The sequence below is a fragment of the Helicobacter sp. CLO-3 genome (genome assembly GCF_001854545.1).
Lineage (GTDB): Bacteria > Campylobacterota > Campylobacteria > Campylobacterales > Helicobacteraceae > Helicobacter_B.
Window position 1 is genome coordinate 20430 of record NZ_MLQN01000002.1, and the last position, 22513, is coordinate 42942.

At 45.0% G+C, this 22513-nt stretch carries 23 protein-coding genes and 5 tRNA genes; 1 reads left to right on the forward strand and 27 read right to left on the reverse strand.

Annotation, left to right across the window (positions count from 1 at the left end):
- The 14 genes from rplL to BKN38_RS00685 all read right to left on the reverse strand — a co-directional run bounded on the left by rplL (nt 1) and on the right by BKN38_RS00685 (nt 6589).
- Nucleotides 1-375, reverse strand: coding sequence for a 50S ribosomal protein L7/L12 (gene rplL / locus BKN38_RS00610; RefSeq protein ID WP_066453291.1), 375 nt, complete (start codon nt 373-375; stop codon nt 1-3).
- Between the two features lie 38 nt (nt 376-413).
- Complete coding sequence (gene rplJ, locus BKN38_RS00615; protein ID WP_066453292.1) at nt 414-899, reverse strand: 50S ribosomal protein L10; 486 nt, start codon at nt 897-899, stop codon at nt 414-416.
- A gap of 179 nt (nt 900-1078) precedes the next feature.
- Nucleotides 1079-1783, reverse strand: a complete 705-nt coding sequence (rplA, locus tag BKN38_RS00620) for a 50S ribosomal protein L1 (protein WP_066453294.1) — start codon at nt 1781-1783, stop codon at nt 1079-1081.
- A gap of 16 nt (nt 1784-1799) precedes the next feature.
- Nucleotides 1800-2225 (reverse strand): 50S ribosomal protein L11, encoded by a 426-nt coding sequence (gene rplK / locus BKN38_RS00625; protein WP_066453296.1) that lies wholly within the window; start codon nt 2223-2225, stop codon nt 1800-1802.
- A gap of 13 nt (nt 2226-2238) precedes the next feature.
- Entirely contained in the window at nt 2239-2769 is a 531-nt protein-coding gene (nusG, locus tag BKN38_RS00630; protein ID WP_066453298.1) for a transcription termination/antitermination protein NusG, read from the reverse strand.
- Between the two features lie 14 nt (nt 2770-2783).
- Entirely contained in the window at nt 2784-2963 is a 180-nt protein-coding gene (gene secE / locus BKN38_RS00635) for a preprotein translocase subunit SecE (RefSeq protein WP_066453301.1), read from the reverse strand.
- A 26-nt stretch (nt 2964-2989) separates the two neighbouring features.
- Nucleotides 2990-3065: transfer RNA gene (locus tag BKN38_RS00640), tRNA-Trp, on the reverse strand.
- An 18-nt stretch (nt 3066-3083) separates the two neighbouring features.
- A complete protein-coding gene (gene rpmG, locus BKN38_RS00645; RefSeq protein WP_066453302.1) occupies nt 3084-3254 on the reverse strand; it encodes a 50S ribosomal protein L33 in 171 nt (56 codons plus the stop codon).
- Between the two features lie 11 nt (nt 3255-3265).
- A complete protein-coding gene (gene tuf / locus BKN38_RS00650; RefSeq protein ID WP_066453303.1) occupies nt 3266-4465 on the reverse strand; it encodes an elongation factor Tu in 1200 nt (399 codons plus the stop codon).
- A gap of 94 nt (nt 4466-4559) precedes the next feature.
- Nucleotides 4560-4634 (reverse strand) — tRNA-Thr (locus BKN38_RS00655).
- 51 nt (nt 4635-4685) lie between these two features.
- A tRNA-Gly gene (locus tag BKN38_RS00660) sits at nt 4686-4762 on the reverse strand.
- A gap of 41 nt (nt 4763-4803) precedes the next feature.
- Nucleotides 4804-4889, reverse strand: a tRNA-Tyr gene (locus BKN38_RS00665).
- A gap of 56 nt (nt 4890-4945) precedes the next feature.
- Nucleotides 4946-5021 (reverse strand) — tRNA-Thr (locus BKN38_RS00670).
- Between the two features lie 833 nt (nt 5022-5854).
- Nucleotides 5855-6589, reverse strand: coding sequence for an outer membrane beta-barrel protein (locus tag BKN38_RS00685; protein WP_066453309.1), 735 nt, complete (start codon nt 6587-6589; stop codon nt 5855-5857).
- A gap of 135 nt (nt 6590-6724) precedes the next feature.
- Here BKN38_RS00685 and BKN38_RS00690 point away from each other — a divergent pair, with 135 nt between their 5' ends.
- Complete coding sequence (locus BKN38_RS00690; RefSeq protein WP_070957643.1) at nt 6725-7036, forward strand: hypothetical protein; 312 nt, start codon at nt 6725-6727, stop codon at nt 7034-7036.
- A gap of 299 nt (nt 7037-7335) precedes the next feature.
- Here BKN38_RS00690 and surE read toward each other — a convergent pair whose 3' ends face one another.
- The 13 genes from surE to BKN38_RS00760 form a co-directional block, all read right to left on the reverse strand.
- Entirely contained in the window at nt 7336-8106 is a 771-nt protein-coding gene (gene surE / locus BKN38_RS00695) for a 5'/3'-nucleotidase SurE (protein ID WP_066453085.1), read from the reverse strand.
- A gap of 142 nt (nt 8107-8248) precedes the next feature.
- Nucleotides 8249-9127, reverse strand: a complete 879-nt coding sequence (locus tag BKN38_RS00700) for a polyprenyl synthetase family protein (RefSeq protein ID WP_066453093.1) — start codon at nt 9125-9127, stop codon at nt 8249-8251.
- A 282-nt stretch (nt 9128-9409) separates the two neighbouring features.
- Nucleotides 9410-10501, reverse strand: a complete 1092-nt coding sequence (locus BKN38_RS00705) for a PDZ domain-containing protein (RefSeq protein ID WP_082942389.1) — start codon at nt 10499-10501, stop codon at nt 9410-9412.
- Between the two features lie 118 nt (nt 10502-10619).
- Nucleotides 10620-10841: a hypothetical protein gene (locus BKN38_RS00710; RefSeq protein WP_066453098.1), complete on the reverse strand. Its 222-nt coding sequence runs from the start codon at nt 10839-10841 to the stop codon at nt 10620-10622.
- A gap of 375 nt (nt 10842-11216) precedes the next feature.
- A complete protein-coding gene (gene fliS / locus BKN38_RS00720; protein WP_066456992.1) occupies nt 11217-11591 on the reverse strand; it encodes a flagellar export chaperone FliS in 375 nt (124 codons plus the stop codon).
- Nucleotides 11592-11642: 51 nt separating this feature from the next.
- Entirely contained in the window at nt 11643-13670 is a 2028-nt protein-coding gene (gene fliD / locus BKN38_RS00725; RefSeq protein ID WP_066456985.1) for a flagellar filament capping protein FliD, read from the reverse strand.
- A gap of 416 nt (nt 13671-14086) precedes the next feature.
- Nucleotides 14087-14482 carry a flagellar protein FlaG gene (locus tag BKN38_RS00730; RefSeq protein ID WP_233712820.1) on the reverse strand — a complete coding sequence of 132 codons (396 nt, stop codon included), beginning with the start codon at nt 14480-14482 and terminating at the stop codon, nt 14087-14089.
- A gap of 71 nt (nt 14483-14553) precedes the next feature.
- The gene (locus BKN38_RS00735) at nt 14554-15924 is read right to left on the reverse strand and encodes a murein hydrolase activator EnvC (RefSeq protein ID WP_233712821.1); all 1371 of its coding nucleotides are present in this window, start codon (nt 15922-15924) and stop codon (nt 14554-14556) included.
- A 1-nt stretch (nt 15925) separates the two neighbouring features.
- Nucleotides 15926-16735, reverse strand: a complete 810-nt coding sequence (locus BKN38_RS00740) for an FtsX-like permease family protein (RefSeq protein ID WP_066456981.1) — start codon at nt 16733-16735, stop codon at nt 15926-15928.
- Nucleotides 16722-17396 (reverse strand): cell division ATP-binding protein FtsE, encoded by a 675-nt coding sequence (locus tag BKN38_RS00745; protein ID WP_066456979.1) that lies wholly within the window; start codon nt 17394-17396, stop codon nt 16722-16724. The genes BKN38_RS00740 and BKN38_RS00745 overlap by 14 nt, the downstream gene beginning before the upstream one ends.
- Complete coding sequence (gene trmB / locus BKN38_RS00750; RefSeq protein ID WP_066456973.1) at nt 17393-19750, reverse strand: tRNA (guanosine(46)-N7)-methyltransferase TrmB; 2358 nt, start codon at nt 19748-19750, stop codon at nt 17393-17395. The genes BKN38_RS00745 and trmB overlap by 4 nt, the downstream gene beginning before the upstream one ends.
- Entirely contained in the window at nt 19750-20997 is a 1248-nt protein-coding gene (locus BKN38_RS00755; RefSeq protein WP_082942606.1) for a fibronectin type III domain-containing protein, read from the reverse strand. The genes trmB and BKN38_RS00755 overlap by 1 nt, the downstream gene beginning before the upstream one ends.
- Nucleotides 20936-22324: an RluA family pseudouridine synthase gene (locus BKN38_RS00760; RefSeq protein ID WP_233712822.1), complete on the reverse strand. Its 1389-nt coding sequence runs from the start codon at nt 22322-22324 to the stop codon at nt 20936-20938. Before BKN38_RS00760 ends, BKN38_RS00755 begins: the two co-directional genes overlap by 62 nt.
- Nucleotides 22325-22513 lie beyond the last annotated feature (189 nt).

Below are 22513 nucleotides of genomic sequence, written 5' to 3' on the forward strand. Positions count from 1 at the left end.
CTATTTTACTTCTACCTTCGCTCCAGCCTCTTCTAGTTTTTTCTTGAATGCAGCGGCATCATCTTTATTGACACCTTCTTTTAGTGTGTGTGGTGTTTTTTCTGTGGCGTCTTTAGCTTCTTTTAGCCCTAGACCAGTGATTTCTCTCACAGCTTTGATAACATTGATTTTGTTTGCACCAGCATCCACAAGCACAACGCTAAATTCTGTTTTTTCTTCACCGCCAGCTGCTGCGCCACCAGCTGCTGCGCCTGCTACTACGGTAGGTGCAGCGCTTACGCCAAATTTTTCTTCAAAAGCTTTTACTAGCTCTGAAAGCTCAAGGACAGAAAGTCCGCCAATGTATTCTAGAACTTCTTCTTTTGTGATAGCCATTTTATGCTCCTTAATTTTTACTATGCGTTTTACGCGGCTTACGCGTTTTCTTCTTTTTGCTTTCTTAGATTGTCAAGCCCGGTGACAAAGTATCGCGCCGGTGCTGTCCAAACAGACAAAAGCATGCCAATAAGCTCATCTTTGCTTGGTAGCTTAGATACAGAGATGATATGATCTTTCTCTACCTTTTGCCCTTCAAAGATTCCGTTTTTGATGATGAATTTATCTGCATTAGATTCTGCGAATTTAGCAGCGACTTTTGCTAGAGAAATTTGATCATCGCCCCAAATAAAGATATTAGTATCTTTGATATCCAAATCTGGCAGACCAGAATCTTTAATCGCTATGCGCGCCAAAGTATTTTTGATGACTTGCACTTTTACATTGACTGCTCTTGCGCTATGGCGCAGCTCTTCTAAGGAGCGAACACTAATGCCTTTATAATCGCAAACCAACAACGCTTGAGCGTCTTTGAATTCTTTGGTAAGATTGCCGATCAATTCTTGTTTTTGGCTCTTAGTCATTTTTCCTCCTTTCAGACTCGACCTATACAAGCAATATTAAGCTTAACGCGCTTGTAGTCACTAGTCTAAGATAAATGAATGATTCTAATATCGCGCTGCTTGCGCTTCTATGCGACACTTTTAGGCAGTGCTTGCAAGGCTTTTTGGCCTTATCAAAGCTCGCTTAGGCTTTTGTGTGATTATTTCACATCCATAAGAATCTGCGTGTCTAGCTTCACTGAAGGCGACATAGTCAAAGAAAGTGCGCCACCTCGTATAAATTTACCCTTCGCGCTAGATGGTTTTAGGCGATTTATGGTTTTTACTAGCTCTAGCATATTGTCTTTGATTTTGTCTTCTGTGAAGCTTGCTTTGCCGATAGGCGCGTGGATATTGCCTTTTTTATCCACTCTAAAATTCACTTGCCCGCTTTTTGCATTGCTTACAGCTTTGCTTACTTCCATAGTGACAGTGCCTGTTTTTGGGTTTGGCATAAGTCCTTTTGGTCCTAGGATTCTACCCACTTTACCCACAAGCGCCATCATATCAGGCGTGGCGATAAGCATATCAAAGTTGATATTGCCATTTTTGATCTCTTCTGCTAGATCTTCATCGCCCACGATATCAGCGCCCGCTTGCTTTGCCTCATCAGCTTTAGCGCCTTTGGCAAATACAGCTACACGCACCTTTTTACCAGTGCCATGAGGCAAAACAACCGCGCCTCTTATCATCTGATCGGCATGGCGAGGATCTACACCAAGTCGCAATGCAAGCTCCACTGTCTCATCAAACTTAGCAGAAGCTAGAGATTTCACCGCATTTACGCCAGATTCTATATCATAGAGCTTTGCGCTATCTATTTTTTGAAGTAAATTTTGCGTTCTTTTTGCTGTCTTATTTTTCATGACCTCAATCCTTTTATCAATCTACAATCTCTATGCCCATGCTGCGAGCACTTCCAGCGACGATTTTTTTCGCTGCTTCGATGTCATTGGCATTCAAATCTTCCATTTTGGTATTTGCGATATCTTCTACTTGTTTGGAAGTCAGCTTGCCAATCTTATTTTTAAGCGGATTGTCAGAGCCTTTTGTTATGCCTGCGGTCTTTTTTATCAGATCTGTCACAGGGGGCTTTTTTGTCACAAAAGTGAAGCTTTTGTCTTGATAAACAGTGATAATCACAGGGATATTAAAATCTCCCATATCTTTTGTTTTTTCATTAAAAGCTTTGCAGAATTCCATGATATTTACACCGCGTTGCCCTAGTGCTGGACCTACAGGCGGAGAAGGGTTTGCTTTGCCTGCTGGAATCTGAAGTTTCAACTCACCTGCTACTTTCTTAGCCATATCTCACCTCTTGTTAAATTATTTTTTCTACCAAATGATCATCAATATCCACAGGCGTATTTCTGCCAAAAATAGAAACATTGACTTTCAATTTTTTGTGATCGACATCATATCCCTCTACCGTCGCGGTAAAATTCGCAAATGGACCATCATTGATACGCACCACTTCGCCAGCATCAAAGTAGATTTTGGGCTTAGGCGCAGCGCGATTTTTGATTTTTTCCAAAATATGCGTGATATCCGCTTCGCTCAAAGGAGTGGGCTTTTTGCTTTCGCCCACAAAGCCACTCACTTTAGGTAGAGACTGAATAGTGTGCCAAAGTGAAGTATCTAAATCCACATTGATAAAAACATATCCGGGATATAAGCTCCTCTCACTTATTTTCTTTGCTCCATTCTTCATCTCATACACATCTTCTGTAGGGACGATAATCTCTTTGACTCTGTCTTGAATCTTATATTCATGGACTAGATTCTCGATAGCCTTTTTTACAGACTGCTCGCTTCCAGAATATGTTTGTATAGCATACCAACTTAGCGACATACAAACCTCCTAATTTATAAAATACTAGACACAGAAGCAAACAAAATAAGATCGACTAGCCCCAAAAATAAAGCGATAACAAAGACAACGACTACGACAGAAATAAGCGCATTCCGAATCTGCTCTTTGGTAGGAAAAACTACTTTGAAAAGCTCTTCTTTCGCTGTTTTGCAATAAGCAATCATCTTTTTCATAAATATCTCTCACTCTATTATACTAATGGCAGGTCAGGAGGGACTCGAACCCCCAACAACCGGTTTTGGAGACCGACGCTCTACCATTGGAGCTACTGACCTGTAAGCTAGAGAAAACCTCTAGCTTTTTAGCTTAACTTCTTTGTGTATGGTGTGTTTGTTAAGCCGAGGGCAGAACTTTTTGAGCTCCAGTTTTTCTGTATTTGTTTTAGCGTTTTTCGTCGTGCTATAGTTAATGTCCCCAGATTCTGAACATTTCAAGCCGATTTTGATTACATTACCTTTTGCCATTGGTATTTACCCTACTCAATGATTTTGGTAACGACACCAGCGCCTACTGTTCTACCACCTTCGCGGATCGCAAATTTTGTCCCAAGCTCAAGCGCGATAGGATTGATAAGCTCAACCGTGATTTTGACATTATCACCCGGCATAACCATTTGCACGCCATCAGGTAGCTTGATAGAGCCAGTCACATCGGTAGTGCGCACATAGAATTGTGGGCGATATCCATCTACGAAAGGAGTGTGGCGTCCGCCTTCATCTTTTGAAAGAACATAGATTTCGCCTTCAAATTTCTTATGAGGAGTGATAGAGCCCGGCTTACAAAGAACCATACCTCTTTCTACTTCTTCTTTCTTTGTTCCGCGTAGCAAAATACCAACATTATCGCCAGCCTCGCCTTTGTCTAGCTCTTTTCTAAACATTTCAACGCCAGTAACGGTTGTTTTTTGTGTGTCGCGGATACCTACGATTTCTACTTCATCGCCTACTTTTACCACACCGCGCTCGATTCTACCAGTCACAACTGTTCCGCGTCCTGCGATAGAGAATACATCTTCTACAGGCATAAGGAAAGTTTTTTCTGTGTCGCGCTCTGGTGTTGGGATATAAGCATCTACTTCATCCATAAGCTTAAGGACTTTTTCGCCCCATTCACCTACGCTGCCAGCTTTTGCTTCTTCTAGTGCTTTTAGCGCAGAACCAGCTACGATTGGTGTATCATCACCCGGGAATTCATACGCGCTAAGAAGCTCGCGAACTTCCATTTCTACAAGATCTAGCAACTCTTGATCATCGACCATATCTTGTTTGTTTAGGAATACCACGATATAAGGAACACCTACTTGGCGTGAAAGCAAGATGTGCTCGCGAGTCTGTGGCATAGGGCCATCCGCTGCAGAAACAACTAGAATCGCACCATCCATTTGCGCCGCACCTGTAATCATATTTTTTACATAGTCGGCGTGCCCGGGGCAATCCACATGCGCATAGTGGCGTTTTTCTGTTTCATACTCGATATGCGAAGTAGCGATAGTGATACCTCTTTCGCGTTCTTCTGGCGCGTTATCGATTTTGTCATAGTCTTTCATTTCTGCAAGACCTTTTGTCGCCAAAACCGCAGAAATAGCGGCACTCAAAGTTGTTTTACCATGATCGACATGCCCGATTGTTCCGATATTGACATGGGGCTTGTTCTTGACAAATTTTTCCTTTGCCATAAAAATCTCCTAAAATTGAATTTGAAAAGCTCTATTCTAGCCCAAACTTCTTTATGAAAAGATAAAGGTTACAACAAAGCTAAAGCAGAAAAACTGGAGCCCATAAGCGGGATTGAACCGCCGACCTCTTCCTTACCAAGGAAGTGCTCTGCCACTGAGCTATATGGGCGCGACTGATACTATTGAGAGTGACTATGAAAGATCACTTCAGTTCCCAGTATGGAGCGGGAAACGGGGCTCGAACCCGCGACCCTCAGCTTGGAAGGCTGATGCTCTAGCCAACTGAGCTATTCCCGCAAATTGCTCTATGCCTATAAGACAGCTTATGAGCTTCTTAATGGTGGTGAGTCGTGGATTCGAACCACGGAAGGCGAAAGCCAGCAGATTTACAGTCTGCCCTCGTTGGCCACTTGAGTAACTCACCATAGCAAAAGACTGGTCAAACACTGAATCAGAAAATCTGGTAAAGGGTTTGAATAATGGAGCTGGTTAAGGGACTTGAACCCCCGACCCTCTGCTTACAAGGCAGATGCTCTACCAACTGAGCTAAACCAGCACGATAAATAAAGGGCTGATTATACAAAAATAAAAATCCCTTGTCAAGAAAAAATACACACAAATCACACCGCCCGCACCAAAATGCCAAAATTACACACTGCCAATCATTGCCAATCGCGCACCACCGCCAGCCACATCGCCACCAATCATGCGCCGCCAATCATCTATCGCCAATGACAATGCAAATGTGTGAAATCGATATTGCAGCCTTTAGATTCTGCTATGTTTTGGCTATGCGCCCGCTTATACTAGAATCTATACCAGAATCTTTATACTAGAATCCAGCAAAGCCAAAAGCCAAAATCTAGATTCTGCGCCAAACCTAAAATAAAAAACACAAAATCTAAATACAAAGAAGCAGAATCCAAAATGGGAGCAAAATGAAAGCAGAATCGAAGCAGAATCGAAGCAGAATCAAAAGCCAAAGCAAAATCCAAAAACCACATAACTAAATCAAAGCCACATAGCCCAAAAAAGCAGAATCCAAAAAACAAAATCTAAATAACAGAATCTAAATAACGCCACATGGCTAGCAATCAACGCAGCGCGTCTGATATAAGCGCACCAGACATCAAAACTAAAGTGTCAAAAACCAAAGCATTAAAATTAAAGTATCAAAATCAAGGCGCAAAAATTAAGTCGCCAAAATCAAAACATCAAAAACCAAAGCGCCAGAATCAAAACATCAGAATCAAAACTGCGCGCTTAGATTCTGGCAATCTTGCAGATTTATTTTTCTGTTTTTTGGACTAGTGCTTGGCGGCCTGCTTGGCGGCCTAGTTTTGCGCCTCTTGCGACGCGCATTTGCAAACTCGCCCGCCAAACCAAAATCTAAAACACAAACGCATAGCCCAAAGTCATGATGAGCTGTCTGGAGCGGTATTCCATATCGCCGGCATTTGTTTTGGTGGCAGCTGCGATGGTTGGAATCCTGAAGTTTAGGGATGCGCGATGATGTTTGGCAAATCCAAATTCCAAGCCCACATTTACCGGTAGCACGAAGCCCGAGCCCATGTTGATGCTGGTTGTGGTGTTGTCAGCTGTGCTAGCGTTGGTATATGAGCCATATCCCAAGCCAATGCCAGCATACACGCCGCTAGAGAAATTATCAAGCGTGACAAAATCATACACCGCTTCCACATTGACAGCGACTTGATGTAATGAGTTGGTGGTGGTGCTTTTTGTTTCTGTCGTGGTGTTTGCGCCGCCGCCACTTCCGCCTCCGCCACCAGAGCCCGGCTCTATCGTGGTGCCTATTACGGTGCTCGCGCCATAATGATAGCTACCATAGGCTCTAAGTCCTATGTATTTGTTGAAAAAGTAGCCATACCCAGCTTTGAGTCCAAATGCAGCAAATGGAAATGTCGTGTCTTTGCTGGTGGTGGTTGTTTGGTTGGTGGTGGCATCTATGGTGGCTGTCTGGGCGAATTGCATATTGTAGCCAGCTTCTACCCCCACAAAAGCACCGCTTTTGCTTACTGTAGGCGTGGCTTCATCAGCGATTGCTAGGCTAGCTAGGCTAGTAGAGAGGCAAATGAGGCTTAAGATTTTGGATGCGTTTTTCATAGAATCTCCTAAGGGTGGTATCGCTAGCTATTTATGCGCTATCGCGCACAAATATAAAAGCGGGGGATTCTATGATGTCTAAGTAAATTTATACTAAAACGCAAGGCGTTCTACTAGACTCGTTGTTTGGCGTGCTTGGCGATAGTTGTTGCTGGTGTGGCATTGACGATTTTTATGTTTTTGGCTGCTGTGGTTGGCGTTTTTGTGACGATTTATGCTATCGCTGTGCCAGAGCAGGTGGGCATCGTGTTTAGCGTCATCGCGTGGATTTGGGGTATCAGCTCGCTTATTTTGTTTATAGTGGCTATTGTCAAGCACGCGCACAGAGATGATATCATTATGATACTATCTGTGGGATATTTTATCGTGGGGATTTTGGGATTTGTCGCGCTGTATTTTATGAAGCATGGATTCACGCTCACCCAAACAGCAGCGCAAGCGGTATAGCCTCGCGCAAATGCTTTGGCTTGCGGGCTTGGACTAGGCTGCTTGGGCTGTTGAGACTACTTGGGCTGCTTGGTTTAGATTCTAGGCACGGATGCTAGCTTGGATTCTGGCTTGGGCGCTTAGATTTGGATTCTAGCTTTGTTGCTTAGGCGTAGATTCTCGCTTTCTGTGCCTGCTAGGATCTGGCGAGCGCGGATTTAGCGCGCCTTATGACTACACCATCCAAAATCCTTGCACCACCCAAACGCCTACACTACCAAAATGCTTGCGCTACCCAAACGCCCGCACTACCCGCGCGCCTACTCTGCCCATTTCTGCACATTTTCCATATCAGCATAGCTCGTCATATCCACGCTCAAAGGCGTTATCGAGACAAAGCCATTCATCACCGCGTTAAAATCGCTCATCCGCTCGCTGCGCTCCTCCCATTCTATCGGATGCGTGCCGAGCCAATAATACTCCAAGCCCCGCGGATTGCGCGCTTTCATCGCATCATTGCCATATAGTCGCACGGCAAGCTCGGTGATTTTGTAGCCTTTGGATTCTTGCGCAATGGGGATATTGACATTTAAAAATCGCCGCTTTGGCAGCGGATTGTGCGCCAAAAGCTTTTGCGCTAGCTCGTGTATGCAGCGCTGCGCTAGGCTAAAATCACAGCCCTTCAAATCGCCCTCTTTACGCACTAGCTGGGATATCGCGATGCTTGGGATGCCATGTATCGCGCCCTCCATCGCGCCCGCGACCGTGCCAGAGTAGGTGACATCCTCGCCCATATTGCAGCCGATATTGATGCCAGAGACGATGAGGTCGGGGCGGATTCTAGGGCTGTAGAGCGAGTTTAGCGCGAGATACACGCAGTCTGTGGGCGTGCCATCATCGAGTTTGTAAAAATCCTCGCCCACACTCACAAGCGAAAGCGGCTTGGTGATGCTTAGCCCATGCCCGCAGGCAGACTTCTCTCTAGCGGGTGCGACCACTAGGACTTTGCCTAGCGGGCTTAGCGCCTCTTTTAGCGCCAAAAGCCCTTTTGACTCGAATCCATCATCATTTGTTAGCAGAATCTGCTTCATATTTTTCCTTTGTTTTGGTGTGGTTTTGCGCGGTGTTTTGGCGTTTGGCGCTGGTTTAATGCGCCGAGTTTGCGATGATTCCGCGTTGATTCTTGCTGATTTAGCGCTGATTCTGCGCGCATCGCCAAGTCGCCACATCGCGCTATTTTATCTCTTTAAAAAAGCTAGCCAAAAGCCACTCTAGATTTTTAGCCACAGATTCTGGGAATCTAGCTAGCGTGCCTTGCAGCGCTGCGGATTCTCGCGCTAGCAAATCCTGTGCTTTGGTAAGTCCTAGCAGATTTACATAGCTATTTTTATGCGCGTCGTTTCTCGTGGGCTTGCCCGCCTCGCCCTCCTCCTGCACCGCGTCAATCACATCATCGCGTATCTGAAAAAACAGCCCAAGCCGCAAGCCAAAGGATTCTAGCTCGGTGATAAACTCGCTTGATGCACCAGCGATGAGCGCGCCCATTTTTAGGCTCGCGGCGATGAGTTTTGCGGTTTTGTTGGCATGGATGATCTCTAGTTTGTCGATACTAAGCACTTGATCCTCAAAATGACAATCAAGCGCCTGCCCGATAATCATCCCGCCAACCCCGCCAGCACTCGCTAGCTCGCGCACAAGCGCCACTTTCACGCTATCATCGAGCCTAGATTCTGCTAGCAGATAAAACGCATAAGTATTCAGCGCATCGCCTGCCAGCACCGCGCTCGTCTCGCCATAAGTCACATGCAGCGTGGGGTGCGCGCGGCGAAGCGAGGCATCATCCATGCAGGGCAAATCATCGTGGATAAGCGAGTAAGTATGCAGGCACTCAAGCGCGAGTGCTGGATAAAACGCGTTTGGCGTCATCATCGGGCTAAGCCCATCGACGAGCGCTAGCAGGAGGTTTGGGCGGAAGCGTTTGCCGCCATTTAGCAGCATCTCCCAAAATGCTTTGGCAAAATGCGGATGAAAATCATCGCTAGAGATGGCTGGCTGGTGGGTTTGCAGGAATGACTCGAAGTCTGTGAGTGTTTTTTGATACCTATTATCCATCGTTTTCCTTTATCGGCTTGTCTCTTTGGCTCTTTTTGTGGATTGCTGAAGAAACTTCGCCTTCGGCTTGTTTTCTACGCAAAGGGCTTGGTCATTACCGCTCTAGGTAACTCCCTGCGCCCTTTGCTTGAAAACAAGCTTTGCGAGTTTCTTTAGTAAAGCCGCAAAAATAGCTCAAAGATACTTCGCCTTGGCTTATTGTTTATTGTTTTAACTTTTCATCAGAATCCAAATCATCATCGCATTTGCTTTTAACAACAAAAAAGGATTCTAGATTCTGCCTTATTTTAGCCTTGAGCGGACAAAAATCTCCACGCCCTCATGCAGCAGCAAAAGCTCCACTTTCCCGCGCACGCCCGCTTGTGAGAAAAGCTGGCGAAAATGCCAGAATCCATCATTGCTTCTTACAGGTGTCTTGTCTATCCAGATAAACTTATCGCCCACGCTAAGCTGCGAAAGCTCGTAAGGCAGGGGCTTTTGGATGCCTTTTATCACGAGATTTTTATCTAGCACCACGCCATAGCGCTCAAAAAAGCTATCGCTCAAAAGCCCCCCGCCATAGCGCCTATCGATTTGTGTTTGCAGCTCCAGAATCTTATTGCCGCGCATTATCGCGACTTTGGCGGTTTTGCCGGGTGTGAGATTTGCGACTTTCCATTCAAAATCTGCCATAGAGTTTATCGGCTCTTGGTTGATACGCAAAATCCTATCTTTTGGCAAAAACACATTTTTGGGAAAAAATAAATCCACTTGCTCGACGATGACGCCGCGAGGCACACTATTTGCGCTATTTGTATTTGCGCCTGCTTGTGTGTTTTCGCTCACGCGCACGCCTATATCGCCATAGATTCCGCCTTTCGCGCTCAAAAATCTATCGATGAGAATCTTTGGCACAAAATACTGCCCATGCGCGCTAAACCCATAAATCTGATAGCAAATCGTGCTAATCACTGCGCCTTCCGGCAGCGGCGCGCTAAACTTGCCAAGGTCAAACACACCGCGCTCAAAGTTTAGCACTTTGCCCGGCACCGCCTTTTGTGCGTTGATAGCGGCTAGGGGGAGCGTGTGGGCGTAGGAGTCAAGTGGCTTTAGGCGGTAGCTCATGGGCGTTTTGCCTTCAAACAAATATAGGCCAATGAAGGAGTCTTTTTTGATGATTTTGGAGGATTTTAGCGGGGTGGTGGAAAACGCCACGAGGTGGGGCTTGCCGCCGTATTCTATCCCATACACGCGCACAGAATCTATGGTGGCGGTGGCTTGCTTGTAATACGCTTGGCACGCGGAGTAGCTCATCTTGCTAGTGTCTGCGAGTGCTGCGTGAAAGCAGGCGATGAGTAAAAAAATGTGCTTGAAAATGCTTGAAATAGGCTTCATAAAAACGCTTTGTGTTTGGTGTATTTGGGCTGCAATGGGCGTATTATATCAGATAATGCGCGCTTTTTGGTGTGGTTTTTGAGAAGGATTTGAAGGCGGATTTTGGGCGATTTAAAAGCTAGCTAGAGACTAAAAATTTTTTGGCAGCTTGGATTTGGAGCATTTGGATTCTGGTGTGCTCTTTTTCTTTTTCGAGCAGCTCTAGCACTTGCGCGATGAGCTCGCGCGCTTGCAGCATCTCTTCTAGTGTGTCAAAGGTGGGGGGCATGGATTCTATGAGCGCGTAGGCTTTGGCGCTGTCTTTTTGTATCAAAGCGATTTTCATAGAATCTAACCACATGCAAACCCTTAAGCAGAATCTAAATAAGCAAAAATATCAAAAAGCCTCGCGCAAAGTTTTCACAAAGCCACCGCACCAAAAATCAAGAGTTAAAAGCCAAAATCCAGCCAACGCAAAACACCACAAAAAACAAAACAAAATCTATAAAATAAAATCTCAAATCCGCGCCCAAAATAAAATCTAAAAAGCGCAAAGAACATAAAAATGTAAAAACATAAAAAGCGCGAAAAAATCTAAAAAATGCCAAAGATACCAAAAGCGCAAAAGATATTAAAAAGCGCCAAAAACGCAAATATCAAAAAACACGCAAAAATAAAAATAAAAATCTAAAAAACTAAGCCACCAAAGCAGAACCTAAAAAGCAGAATCTAGATTCTATAGCTCGCCTTGATGTATCTCTCTCCACGCCTCTAGCAAGCCTTTTGCGACATTGATGACGATATCTACTTTTTCGGTGCTATTTTCTAGGTTTGCTTGAGTGAGTAGCTTTATCTGATAGGTATAAAGCCCGGTAAGATAAGTCGCCACATCCCCGCCGCGCTCATAGTCAAGCACATTTAAAAGCTCGGTAAAAATATCTGTCACGCGATTGATATAATATATTTTTTTCTCGATATCGCCAGATTCCATGTAGTGCTTCGCCTGCCCGCAAAAGCGCAAAATGCCCTCATAAAGCATCTCAATAAGCTTGGCTGGTGATTCTACAGATATTTCGTTTTGCTGATAAATGCTGTAAGCATTGCTTCTCATAGGATGTCCTTTGTGGAGTTTGTGGTGTTTGGGCTTTTGCTAGGGCTCATGCTATTTTTTCGCCACTGACTGATCGATCATCATCTGCACAGAGCCAAACGCATTTTTTGTCCTTGCTATTTGGCTGTCATAGGCGGCAAATCGATTAGCCATCGTCTCATAGCGCGTATCAAGCAGCTCGCTAGTGGATTTTTTGTCCTTTTGCAAGCTTTTGGCATCGCGCTCTAGTGATGAGCCATAAGTCTCAAGCCTTGAATTACTACCATCGGCTAAACCCGCCAAAAATTTATCGATTTTTGTAAAAACTCCATCGATATGCACTTCTTTTCCAGAAGGCTCTTTTTTATCCCTGCCAAAGAAAAATTCCTCTGTGCCTTTTGGATCGGCATTTATCGCGCTCGCTAGCTTTGACTCATCCAAAAACATCGTGCTTTTATCATTTATCGTGATGCCATAATTCATAAGGCTTTGCACCTTAGAATCTGCGTATTCAGAGTGGCTTATAAGCGAGTTTAGCGATGAGCGGATGGTGCGTATGTCACTTACGCCATTAAACACGCCAGCGATTTTAGAATCCTCATCATAGCGCGTGGTTTCATTAAGCTTAGGAATCAGCTCATTATACGCTTTGACAAACTCTTTCACCTGCTCGATGATCGCTTCATCATCGCGTCTTATGCTTATTATCGCTGGTTTGCCGGGCTCTGTGGTTGATTGCAAAGTCATCGACACGCCGCCTACGATGTCGTTTATCTCGTTGCTTGGACGCGAGATGAGCGCGCCATTATAAGAGATCATCGCATCTTTGCCTTGCTGGATATTTTTGATTTTAAAAAGGCTATCTTGCAGTTTCGCATAGCCTTGTATCGTGCCAGCGCGCAGTCCCATATCCTCTATGGCTTGTTTTCCTGCGGCATCGCTTGCTTGGATTTTTATCTCGCCTAGCTCGGATGTGAGGATGAGTTTGCCAGAGCCATCGGTGCTTGCGTGCATTCCAGCGATGTTTTCGATAGCTTGTGCGATGATTTGCGCGTTTTGCTCGCTGGTGTTTTTGTCTTTTGTCATTTTGGCAAGATCTAGCGGCACGCTTCCTATCATCACGGTGCCGCTTAGTTTGCCAGCTTTTACCATTTTGCCAGATTCTATGAGTGGCTCTTGCTTGGCTTGGGCGGTGCGGAATCCTAGCGAGTTTGCCTTAGCACCCTCGATGCTTATGTCATTGCCGCGCAAATCATTGATGACTAAGCCCTTGCCTTCTTTGTCAAGTCCTATGTTTATCTCCGAATCTAGCAAATCTTTCAAATCGCTATTTTTCTCAATCGCCTCTCTTATCGCTTCTTTCAAAGCAAGCGCGGTATCAGATGAGCCATCGGTTTTTAGCAAAACTTCGATGGTTTGTTCATTGCCATTTTTGTCAATGATTTTTAGGTTCAAATCGCCGCTGCCTATATCCACCGCGCCATTTGGCACAGCGTCATTTTTTAGCGTCGTGCCAAAGTAGATTCTGCTAGCATCGCCCATGCCTTTGGAGTTTAGCATAAGCTGATATGGCTTGGAGCCGCCGGTTTTCATGATAAGCCCTGTCACTTCGCCATTGGTTTCATCAGTGATTAGCTGCGCGACATCGCCTAGCGTCATGCCAGCTTTTATGTTTAGGCTGTAGTTTTTGCCCTGCGTGTAGAAGTTTAGCTTCACATCATTTTCGCTAAAAACACTCTCGCGGCTCTCAAACTTCCCGCCCATCTCATTGATATCGCCTTGCGCTAGCTGATGCACATCCACTTTGATATCTTGCATAGGCACGCCGCTTGCGACACTCGCTTTTATCGCATCGCTATTTACATGTGTAGAGCGCCCAAGATAGCTAGAATAATCCGATAAAATCTTGCTTGGCACGCGCATGCCTGTGACTAGCGTTTTGATTTCAGCAAGCGCAGTTTGCTTCTCGATATTTTGCTCCATTTTGCGCTCTATGGGTTTTATCATAGATCGCTCATCCGCATCGCGTAGCTTATCTATGACATCATAGCTCAAAACACCGCTCCCCACGCCTAGAGAGTTGATTTTGCCTATTGCCATGTTTTCTCCTTTGTGGCTAGCCTTTTGTGGCTGCCAAACTTAAAGCTTAAAATGTAGCAAAACAAGATTTTGCTGCTTGGTGGCATTTCCTGTGAGTCTGCTTGCGATTTTGCCTGCTGATTTGCCAATGACCTTACCTTGACTTTGCCCGCGCAAAAAAGCGCAAAAAGCAGAATCTAAATCTTGTGCGCTTTTGGATTCTGGCTTTTAAGGGCTTGCGGATGGCGCTAGATTCTGCTAGTTTCGCTCGATTTGCCAGATTCTAGCGCGCAAAAAATGCAGAATCTAGCCCACAAGCAGAATCTAAACTTGCAGGAATCTAGCTTGCAGAAATCCAACTGCCTTGCAGAATCTATTTTGCAAAATCCAAATCGCGCAAGCGATAGATTCTAAAGCCTAGAATCCAAATCTGGATTCTAGCCCTTTTTGTCAAATATTAGCCCTACAGCCTCATGCATTTTTTTGGCAAGATCTATGGCTTCTTTGCTAGGGATCTCGCGGATGACTCTGCCGCCATTTTTTGGATCTTTCACCGTGACGACTAGTCCTGCGATATCATCGTTGTAGCTGAAGTTTATATCAGCGCCGATATGCTCCATTTTCTTGTTTATCTCTTTGCTGATATTAACCAAATCAGCGCTATTGTGCGCCTGCGCTTCTTGCGCGGCATTATTTGCATTCACACTTGCTGCCCTTATATTCGATGCTTGCGTGGCGTTTGCGCTGTCGCTATATGCTTTTCCAGCATTATTTACCATGCTATATAAGGTATTCTTGATCGAAGAAACTTGGCTTGTATTTACCTCTGCCATAATGACCTCCTTGTTATTCTAGCGGGGTGTATCTTCAAATCGACTATTTATAAAATTTTTTAAATAATTTATCATTTGCTTTTTGAGATCACTTCTAGCGGGTCGATATGCTTGTCTTTTTGCGTGATTTCTAGCCCTAGTCTTTGTGATACGCGCCCGATGGTGTAGCCTTTTTTGACGATGAAGCCGGGTTTGACGGTGGGCGCGATTTTATCTAGCTGGGAGTAGATGCTATACATTTCATTGCTATGCTCTACGATGACTACCTTTTTTAGTATGGGTGCTTCTTTGGCATATACGACTTTGCCATCAAAGATATTATAGACTACGGCGTTTGGCGTTTTGGAGATGAGCGTGACGGATTCGTTAAACACTTTTAGATTATACACAGGGTCGTAGTAGGGACCGAAATTTTGCTCGATAGTGTAATAATCTAGCGGTGCTATGGTCTTTGCGCCGGTGTATTTGACTACTGCGACATTTTTGTAGCTATTTGCCACTTGCACGATGTTTGCCGCCTCGCTACTAGGACTTTGGCTAGAGCTTTGGCTCGCGTCTTTACTAGAATCTTTGCCCGCATCTTTTGTTTGCTCGCCTTGTTTGGCGGCATTTGCTGCTGCCAGGCGCTCTCTTTCTTCTTTTTCTTTTTGGGCTTTTTGCGCGGCGATGAGGGCTTGTTTTTGCTGCTCGATTTCTTTTTGTTTGTTTGCTTTGATGATGTTTAGATCTTGGAGGATAGTATCAAGCCCTTCGCGCTCCTTGCTTATTTGCAATAGCTTTTGATTGTAGTCATTTAGCTCGGCTTGGAGTTTTTCATTGAGGCTGTTTTGCTCGATTATCATTTTTTGGAGCTGGTCTTTTTTGTTTTGCTGGGTGCCTATTAGCACAGTGATTTCATTGATATTATTGGTGATGAGTCCTATTTGTTCGGCTGTTTTGTTTTGTTTTTCGCTAAGGGCTAGAATCTTTTTTTGGCTTTGCTTGGTGAGGATTCCAAACACATCTTCCAAAATCACATCATCAGGCGAGACGACACTTTGCTTATCTAGCACCAAAGTAAAAGCAATGTCGCTAATGATGATATTTGCGATATATGCTTGTATCGCGCTCTTTTCCTCTTCTAGCGATTTTAGCTGCTTGCGTAGATTCTCTAGGCGTTTTTCTTGGCTTTGGCTTTGGCTTTGATTCTGGTTTATGCTGCGTTGCAAAAAGTTAATCTGCTCTTTTAGGCTATTTATCTGCTTTTTGCGGTTGTTTATGGTGTTGCCTAGAGTGCTTAGGCGCGAGGATATTTTTTGTTCTTCTTTGGCTTTTTCTTGTAGTTTTTGTTTGTTGGCATTGATATCTTTGTCTATATCTTCGAGATTTTTGCCAGCAGCTAGGAGTGCTATAGGCAGCGCAAAAAAGAGCATCCAAACAACGCGCATTTTACACCCGCGCATTTTACACCCTTCTTTGCAGTGCGATAGCAACCAGCACACAAAGCATACAAACGCCAATCGACGCGCACAAAAGCAGCGCAAAATCTAGCATAAAAGCAAAAATCTCTCGCCCCACCTCAAGTGCCTCCATCACCTCATCAGCCGCGCCTGTGGTGGCAAAATACAAAAACCCGCCACACACGATAAGCGTCGCCAAAATCGCATCATTTAGCGCGCCTTTAAACAAAAAACGGTTTTTCATCCACATGCCAGCGCCCATATACTCCATAATCTGCATGCGCTTGCTATGCTCAAAATGCCAAATCCTTATCTGGTCTATCATCAAAAGTATGCTAAGCACGCCCAAAATGACAGAAAACACCTGCACGCTAAACTTAATCAAGAAAAGCAGGCGATAGGCTTGATTGTGTGTTTTGGCAAAAGATTCTACTTTGATGATGCCCGGAATCTTACTAAGCGTGGCGTTTATTTTGTTGAGATGCTTTTGGTCGGGGAAAGAATCTAGCTTTATCGTATAATAAAGCGCTAGCTCTTTTTTGATATTTTCATAATCTTCATTACTCATATTTTGACGGATTTTATCAAGTATGAAGCTAGGGTCTATCTCCTCGATAGAGGCGATTTCTGGGATATTTTGCGTCACTAGATCAAATGAAAGCTTTTGCTTGCTCGCCACGATTATGGAATAATTTTGCAATAGCTTATCTTCTTTGCTAATGATAGCGCGATTTACCAATAGCAAGCACTCAAGGCTAAACAAAAGCGCCACCAAAGGCAGGATAAAAAGAAAATGTTGCTTAATGCTGTTCATAAATCGTGTTCCTTTCCCTATCAATAAATAAATGCCGATATGAGATATTAGTCCGCATAGGCACGCGGTGCGTCACTACCACGATAGTCATATCTAGCTGTTCATTCGCACTTTTCAAAAGACTCCAAATCATATCACTTGAGAAATCATCCAAATTACCTGTGGGCTCATCGGCTAGGATGAGTGCTGGACGATGCGCGATAGCGCGCGCCATCGCCACGCGCTGCTGCTCACCACCGCTTAGCTCTAGTGGATGTTTGTTTGCTTTGTGTAAAAGTCCGATGTGTGAAAGTAGCTTTTCGACTTGCGCGGCTATCGCGTCTTTTTTGTAGCCATTTATTTGCATGGGAAGTGCGATATTTTGCTCTACATTCCACTCTTCTATGAGCTTATAGTCTTGAAACACGATGCCTATGCGCGTGCGTAGGCGGTTTATATGGCGCGCGTTGTGCTTGCTTAGGCTGATATCACACACGCTTAGATTCCCACTCATCGGAGTCAATGCCCCATAAAGCGAGCTAAGCAGCGTGCTTTTGCCACTCCCGCTAGGTCCTGAGACAAACACAAAATCTTTGTGCTTTATCTCAAAAGTGGCATTCACGATGACTGGCTCTTCGCGCTGATAGCCCAAAACCAAATTGTTCGCTTTGATGATACTCATATTTGCTCCAAAAGTTTGATTAATGCGCTATGCGCTTTTTGATTGGCAAGCGTGGGAAGCGGGGCTTGCGGCAAGTAGAATCCAAAATAGCTTTTTTGGCGGCTTTTTTGGCTTTTGTCGCTTTCATCGCTTTCATCGCTTTCGCAGAATCCAAATCCGCGAGATTTAGATTCTGGTTGCTTGGATTCTAGTTGTCTAGATTCTGCCTGTTTGGATTGCTTTTGCGCTATTTTTTCTTGCTCCGCGTTGTTTGGCGCCGTCTTGTCTTGCGCTACTTCTTGAGTAGATTCTCGCATAGATTCTAGCACCACCACGCGATTGCAAGGGCAGATGAAATCCCCCATGCTGACAAGCAGCATAACCACGCGCGCCTCGCTATCTTGATACACATCATAAATATGCAAAAATCCATCATCAAAAAGCTGCTTTTGGCAAAGCTTTTGGATGATTTCTGGCTCGCCATTTTTTGTGCCATTTTTTGACTCATTTTGCCCGCTCTGACAAAAGGCATTTACAAAAAGTGATTGTATCAATTTTTCATCAAATTTAAACTCATATTTTATCGCTTGTTTGGCGCGACTTATTTGCGCGCTCATTTGCGTGTCTATTTGCGCGCCCATTTGCGCGCTTTCTTGCATATTTGTTTGTGTGTTTGTGTGGCGCGGTGGATTCTGCGTATTATCGTCTATAGGCGCTTTTGTGGCGCTTTTTGCAAGCTTTTTTATATGGATGTCAAAAATATCTTTGCTCTGCCTGCGCCAGCGCGCCTCGTATTTGCTGATGACGCTTTTATCGATATTTTTGGCATGCGTTACTTTTATAAGCGTATTTTGGGGCGTGCTTTGAAACGCGCTAGAATCGGCGCTTGTGGCTTTATCTGCGCTAGAATCCAAGCTAGATTTTATATTGGATTTTGCGTTAGATTCCAAACTAGATTTTATGTTAGATTCTGCCTTTTGCGCGATTTGTAACACATCATCAAAATATTTCTCATCATCGGTGCGAAACTCCACTTCGCCATTTTGTTTTAGCGCATTTATCGCGTGCGTCAAAAATCTAGCGCTAAACACGCGCTTGCTTGGCGAGTCATTCCAAGGCACAGGGAAGTGGATATAGATGCGCTCCAAACTCCCACGCGGCAGGATTTCTACCAGCACGCGCGCATCCATGCAAAGCACAAAAAGATTTTTTAGCCCCAAAAGCTCGATTTGCCTTAGCACTTGCTCGATGGAGGGCGTGTGAATCTCAAGCCCTATGATTATGGATTCTGGGCGCGATTGCGCTAGGGCTAAAATATGCCTGCCACTGCCAAAGCCGATTTCTAAATGCACGCTAGAATCTATTTTTTGAGAAATTTGGCTTTTGGATTCTGCGCTAGAATCTGCATTTTGCAAATCTCTAGATTCTGCCTTGTTTTGCACGCTAGAATCTAGTTTTTGAAATTTTTGGCTTTTGGATTCTGCCCTTTGTAAATCATTGCTTTTAGATTCTGCTTGATTTTCTGTGCGAGAATCCACTTTATTTTGCGCGCTAGAATCTACATTTTCTAGCACCTGCATGAGTGCGCTAAAATCCAGCAAAAAAGGGCTTTTCACATCTTGTTTGATACTATTTTGCGCTAGATTATCAGTTATCACTTCATAGTTTTTGCTAAGTTTTCTTAATATATCTTTCAAAATCCCTATGGGCGTGGGGCGCGCGATTTTCAGCCCGCGCACTAGCACATCATTTTTGCGTTGTATTTCTTGGATGAGGCAGATTTTAGCGGTGTTTTCTTGTATGTAGGGGATGCTGATTAATGAAAGGCTTGGCGTTTTGAGGCTTTGTAACTTAAGCGCGCGCGAGTGCAATATGCTAGATTCTGCCAAGCTAGAATCCAAATTTGCGCCAGAATCGGGGGTCTCGTCATTGCGAGCGAAAGCGTAGCTTGAGCGCGGCAATCCATTAGCGGGCTGGATTATCGCAGAATCCGCGTTTTTTGAGGATTTAGATTCTGCATCTTGCGCGGATTCTATGGATTCCTGAAAAAGCTCGCGCCGCTCGTTTTTTATAGAATCTATGGATTCTGCAAAAGCTATGGATTGCTTCGTCGGCTCCGCCTCCTCGCAATGACGAAATAGAGATTCTGCACGCTCGCCAGAATCTAAACTTGCGCCAAAATCCAAACTTGCGCCAGATTTTGCTTCTGCGTAAGAATCCGCCAAAGTAGAGTCAAAGCCAGCGCGAAAATCTAAACTCGCACTAGATTCCGCACCAAAATCCAAACTTGCACGAGAATCCGCGCCAAAATCCCAGCCAGCGCTAAAATCCGCGCCCCCCATCTCCACCACTTTTTTCGCTATAAAATGCGGCATTATTTTATCAGTAGCTCCACTTCTTGGCTAGGTAGCGACTCATTGCCATTGGCATCGACAGAGACGACTTTGTAGATATAGCGCTTGCCTTGCTGCATCTCTTTATCGACAAATCTCGTTTTTATCGTGTTGGTGAAGCGCAGAGGATTGGAGCTGCGCCCTTCATAGCGATACACCGCATAGCCCTTCACGCGCGCATTGTTTATCACGCCCCATTCGATTATGGCTTGGTTGTTTTGTATGACGCCTTTTGTGATTTGTGGTGTGGGCGGTGGGGGGAGCGTCGCGCCTTGTGTCGCGCCATTTGGCAGATCACCTGCTACACCGCTTTCATCGATAGCGCGCACTTTGTAGAAATACACCGCGTTATCTTTGCCAACTTTATGCATATAGTAGTTTTTATTCACCTGCACGAGCGGTTTATATGCGCCTTGCACGGATTCTGATATATATATCTCATATTTTGTAGCGCCCGGCACTGCAGGCCATGAGAGCTGTATGTCTTTGGCGAGATCTTGGCTGGCTTTTAGGTTTGTGATGGGTTTTGGCTTCTCGCGCGTGCTACCTTGTATCTCTTCGCTTGGCAGGGATTTTATGCCGTTGAAATCTTGGGCGATGATGCGATAGGTGTATTCTCTAGCATCATCCAAATCATCATCAAAATACTCCACCAGCAAGCGATTTTTCACCGTGGCGATGTTTAAAAATTTGCCCGCGTCATTTTTGCGCTGGATGATGTAGCGCGTGATGCTAGGGTTTGGATGCGGGCTCCAGATGAGCTTTATCGCTTTGGCATAATCGCTTGAGGCAAACGCTTTTTCGATAGGATCGATGAAAGAGGTTTTTATGGTGATTTTGGCAGGGCTTTGTGAGATAGCGTTGTCACTGCCAAGGGTTGCGATTTGGAAGGTGTATGTGGTCTGTGGGAGCAGAGAATCCACCACAAAATGCGTGGCATAAGGCGATTTTATCGTGGCGATTTTTTTGTTGTTTCCGCTGCTATTTGCTTGATAGATGACAAAGCCTTTTATCGCGTTTGGATTCTCGATTTTATCCCATTCAAAAGCTATCGAGCTGACATCTGCGATATATCGCACCTGCCCTATGGCAGGGAGGTTTGGGTCTATTTTGTCTTTGTCACTCATAAGCCCTAGACTAGCACCCTTGCCACCACAGCCAGCCAGACTAGCAATCAGTGCCAAACTCGCTAAAAGCTTGCAAAATGCGCTCCGTGCGTATCGCCTCATCAAATTCCTTTGCTCCAAAAATTTCATTCGCGTATTGTAGCATATCCTCTGGCACCTTCGCGCAAAATGAAAGCGACTTTTGCGTGAGTGGATGCGTGAGATAGAGCATGTAGGCGTGCAGCATTATGCGCGGTTTGTGCGGTAGTTTGGCGGGTTTTTTGTATCCATAGAGCTCATCGCCGATGATGTGGCGCTGGATAGATTCTAGGTGCGCGCGGATTTGGTGCGTGCGCCCGGTGAAAAGCTTCACTGCCACAAGCGCGGCATTTGGCATGTTTATAAGCGGCACAAAGGCACTTTTTGAAAATCTGGCATTGGCAAAGCTTTGGCGCATATTATCGATATTTGCCATTTTTAGGCGGTTTTTGGGGTGGCGCGCGAGGTGGCAAGAGATGATTTTAGGCTCTTTTAGCGGCGCATCAATGAGCGCTAGATAATACCGCCCCATGCTTTTCTCGCGCAACTGATCGCTTAAATGCGCGTGCGTGGCGTTGTCTTTGGCGATAGCTATCGCGCCGCTTGTTTCTTTATCCAGCCGATGCACGATGCCAAAGCGCTCCTGCCCGCCAAGTGTGGAGAGCGAGAATCCTTGTGCTTTCAGCCAATCCACGAGCGTTGGCTCGCGCACACTAGGCGCGCTATGCACCACCAAAAACGCGGGCTTGTTTAGCACCAAAATCGAAGCGTCTTGATAGATTATCTCGATTTGTGATGAAGGGGTTTGGGTGGTGGATTCTGGGGTGGTGCTAGATTCTTGTGCGATGTTTTCGGTAGCGTTTGGCGCGCTAGCGTTTAGGCTGGCGCTTGTGGTGGATTCTAGAGCGGTGGCGGAGTTTGGCTTGATGTTAGATTCTGGCGTAAAATTTGGCGCGCTAGATTCTAGCGCGAGGGTTTTTGGCTTGACGCTAGATTCTGGTGCATTTTGGCTTATTTGCGCGATATTTGGCATTTGGCTAGATTTTGGCAATGCGATGAAAATATGCGTATCATTAGCGATTTTCACTCCGCATTTGGTGCAAAACGCATCATTTACCAGCACGCCGATATTTTTGATAAGCCCTTGAATCTGCGACCTTGAAACATCCAGCGCGCTAGCCAAGCACTCATCAAGTCGCACACTAGAATCTAAATGCAGCGTTTTATGCGCGGATTTAGATACTGCTTTAGAATCTGCTTCAAATGTCGTTTTGGATTCTGCTTTAGATTCTGCGCCACTTTGTGCTTGACTCCGCGCTTGCGATGCCAAATCTTTGATGATAGACTCCATATCGCTAGTTTTTGTCAAAGCACCAAAATCCGCATAAAATATCTCTATATCAATTTGCATATTTTCCCATTTTCTGATTTGTGAAGCAAACGCGTATTGTAGCATAAGCGCCAAGTCAAACGCTATTATTGCGTCATATTTTCTGCTATAATCGCGAGTTTAATCAACCAATCAAAAAAGGCATGATTTGAAAAATAGGGATTTTGATATTATAGTTATCGGTGGCGGGCATGCGGGGCTTGAGGCAGC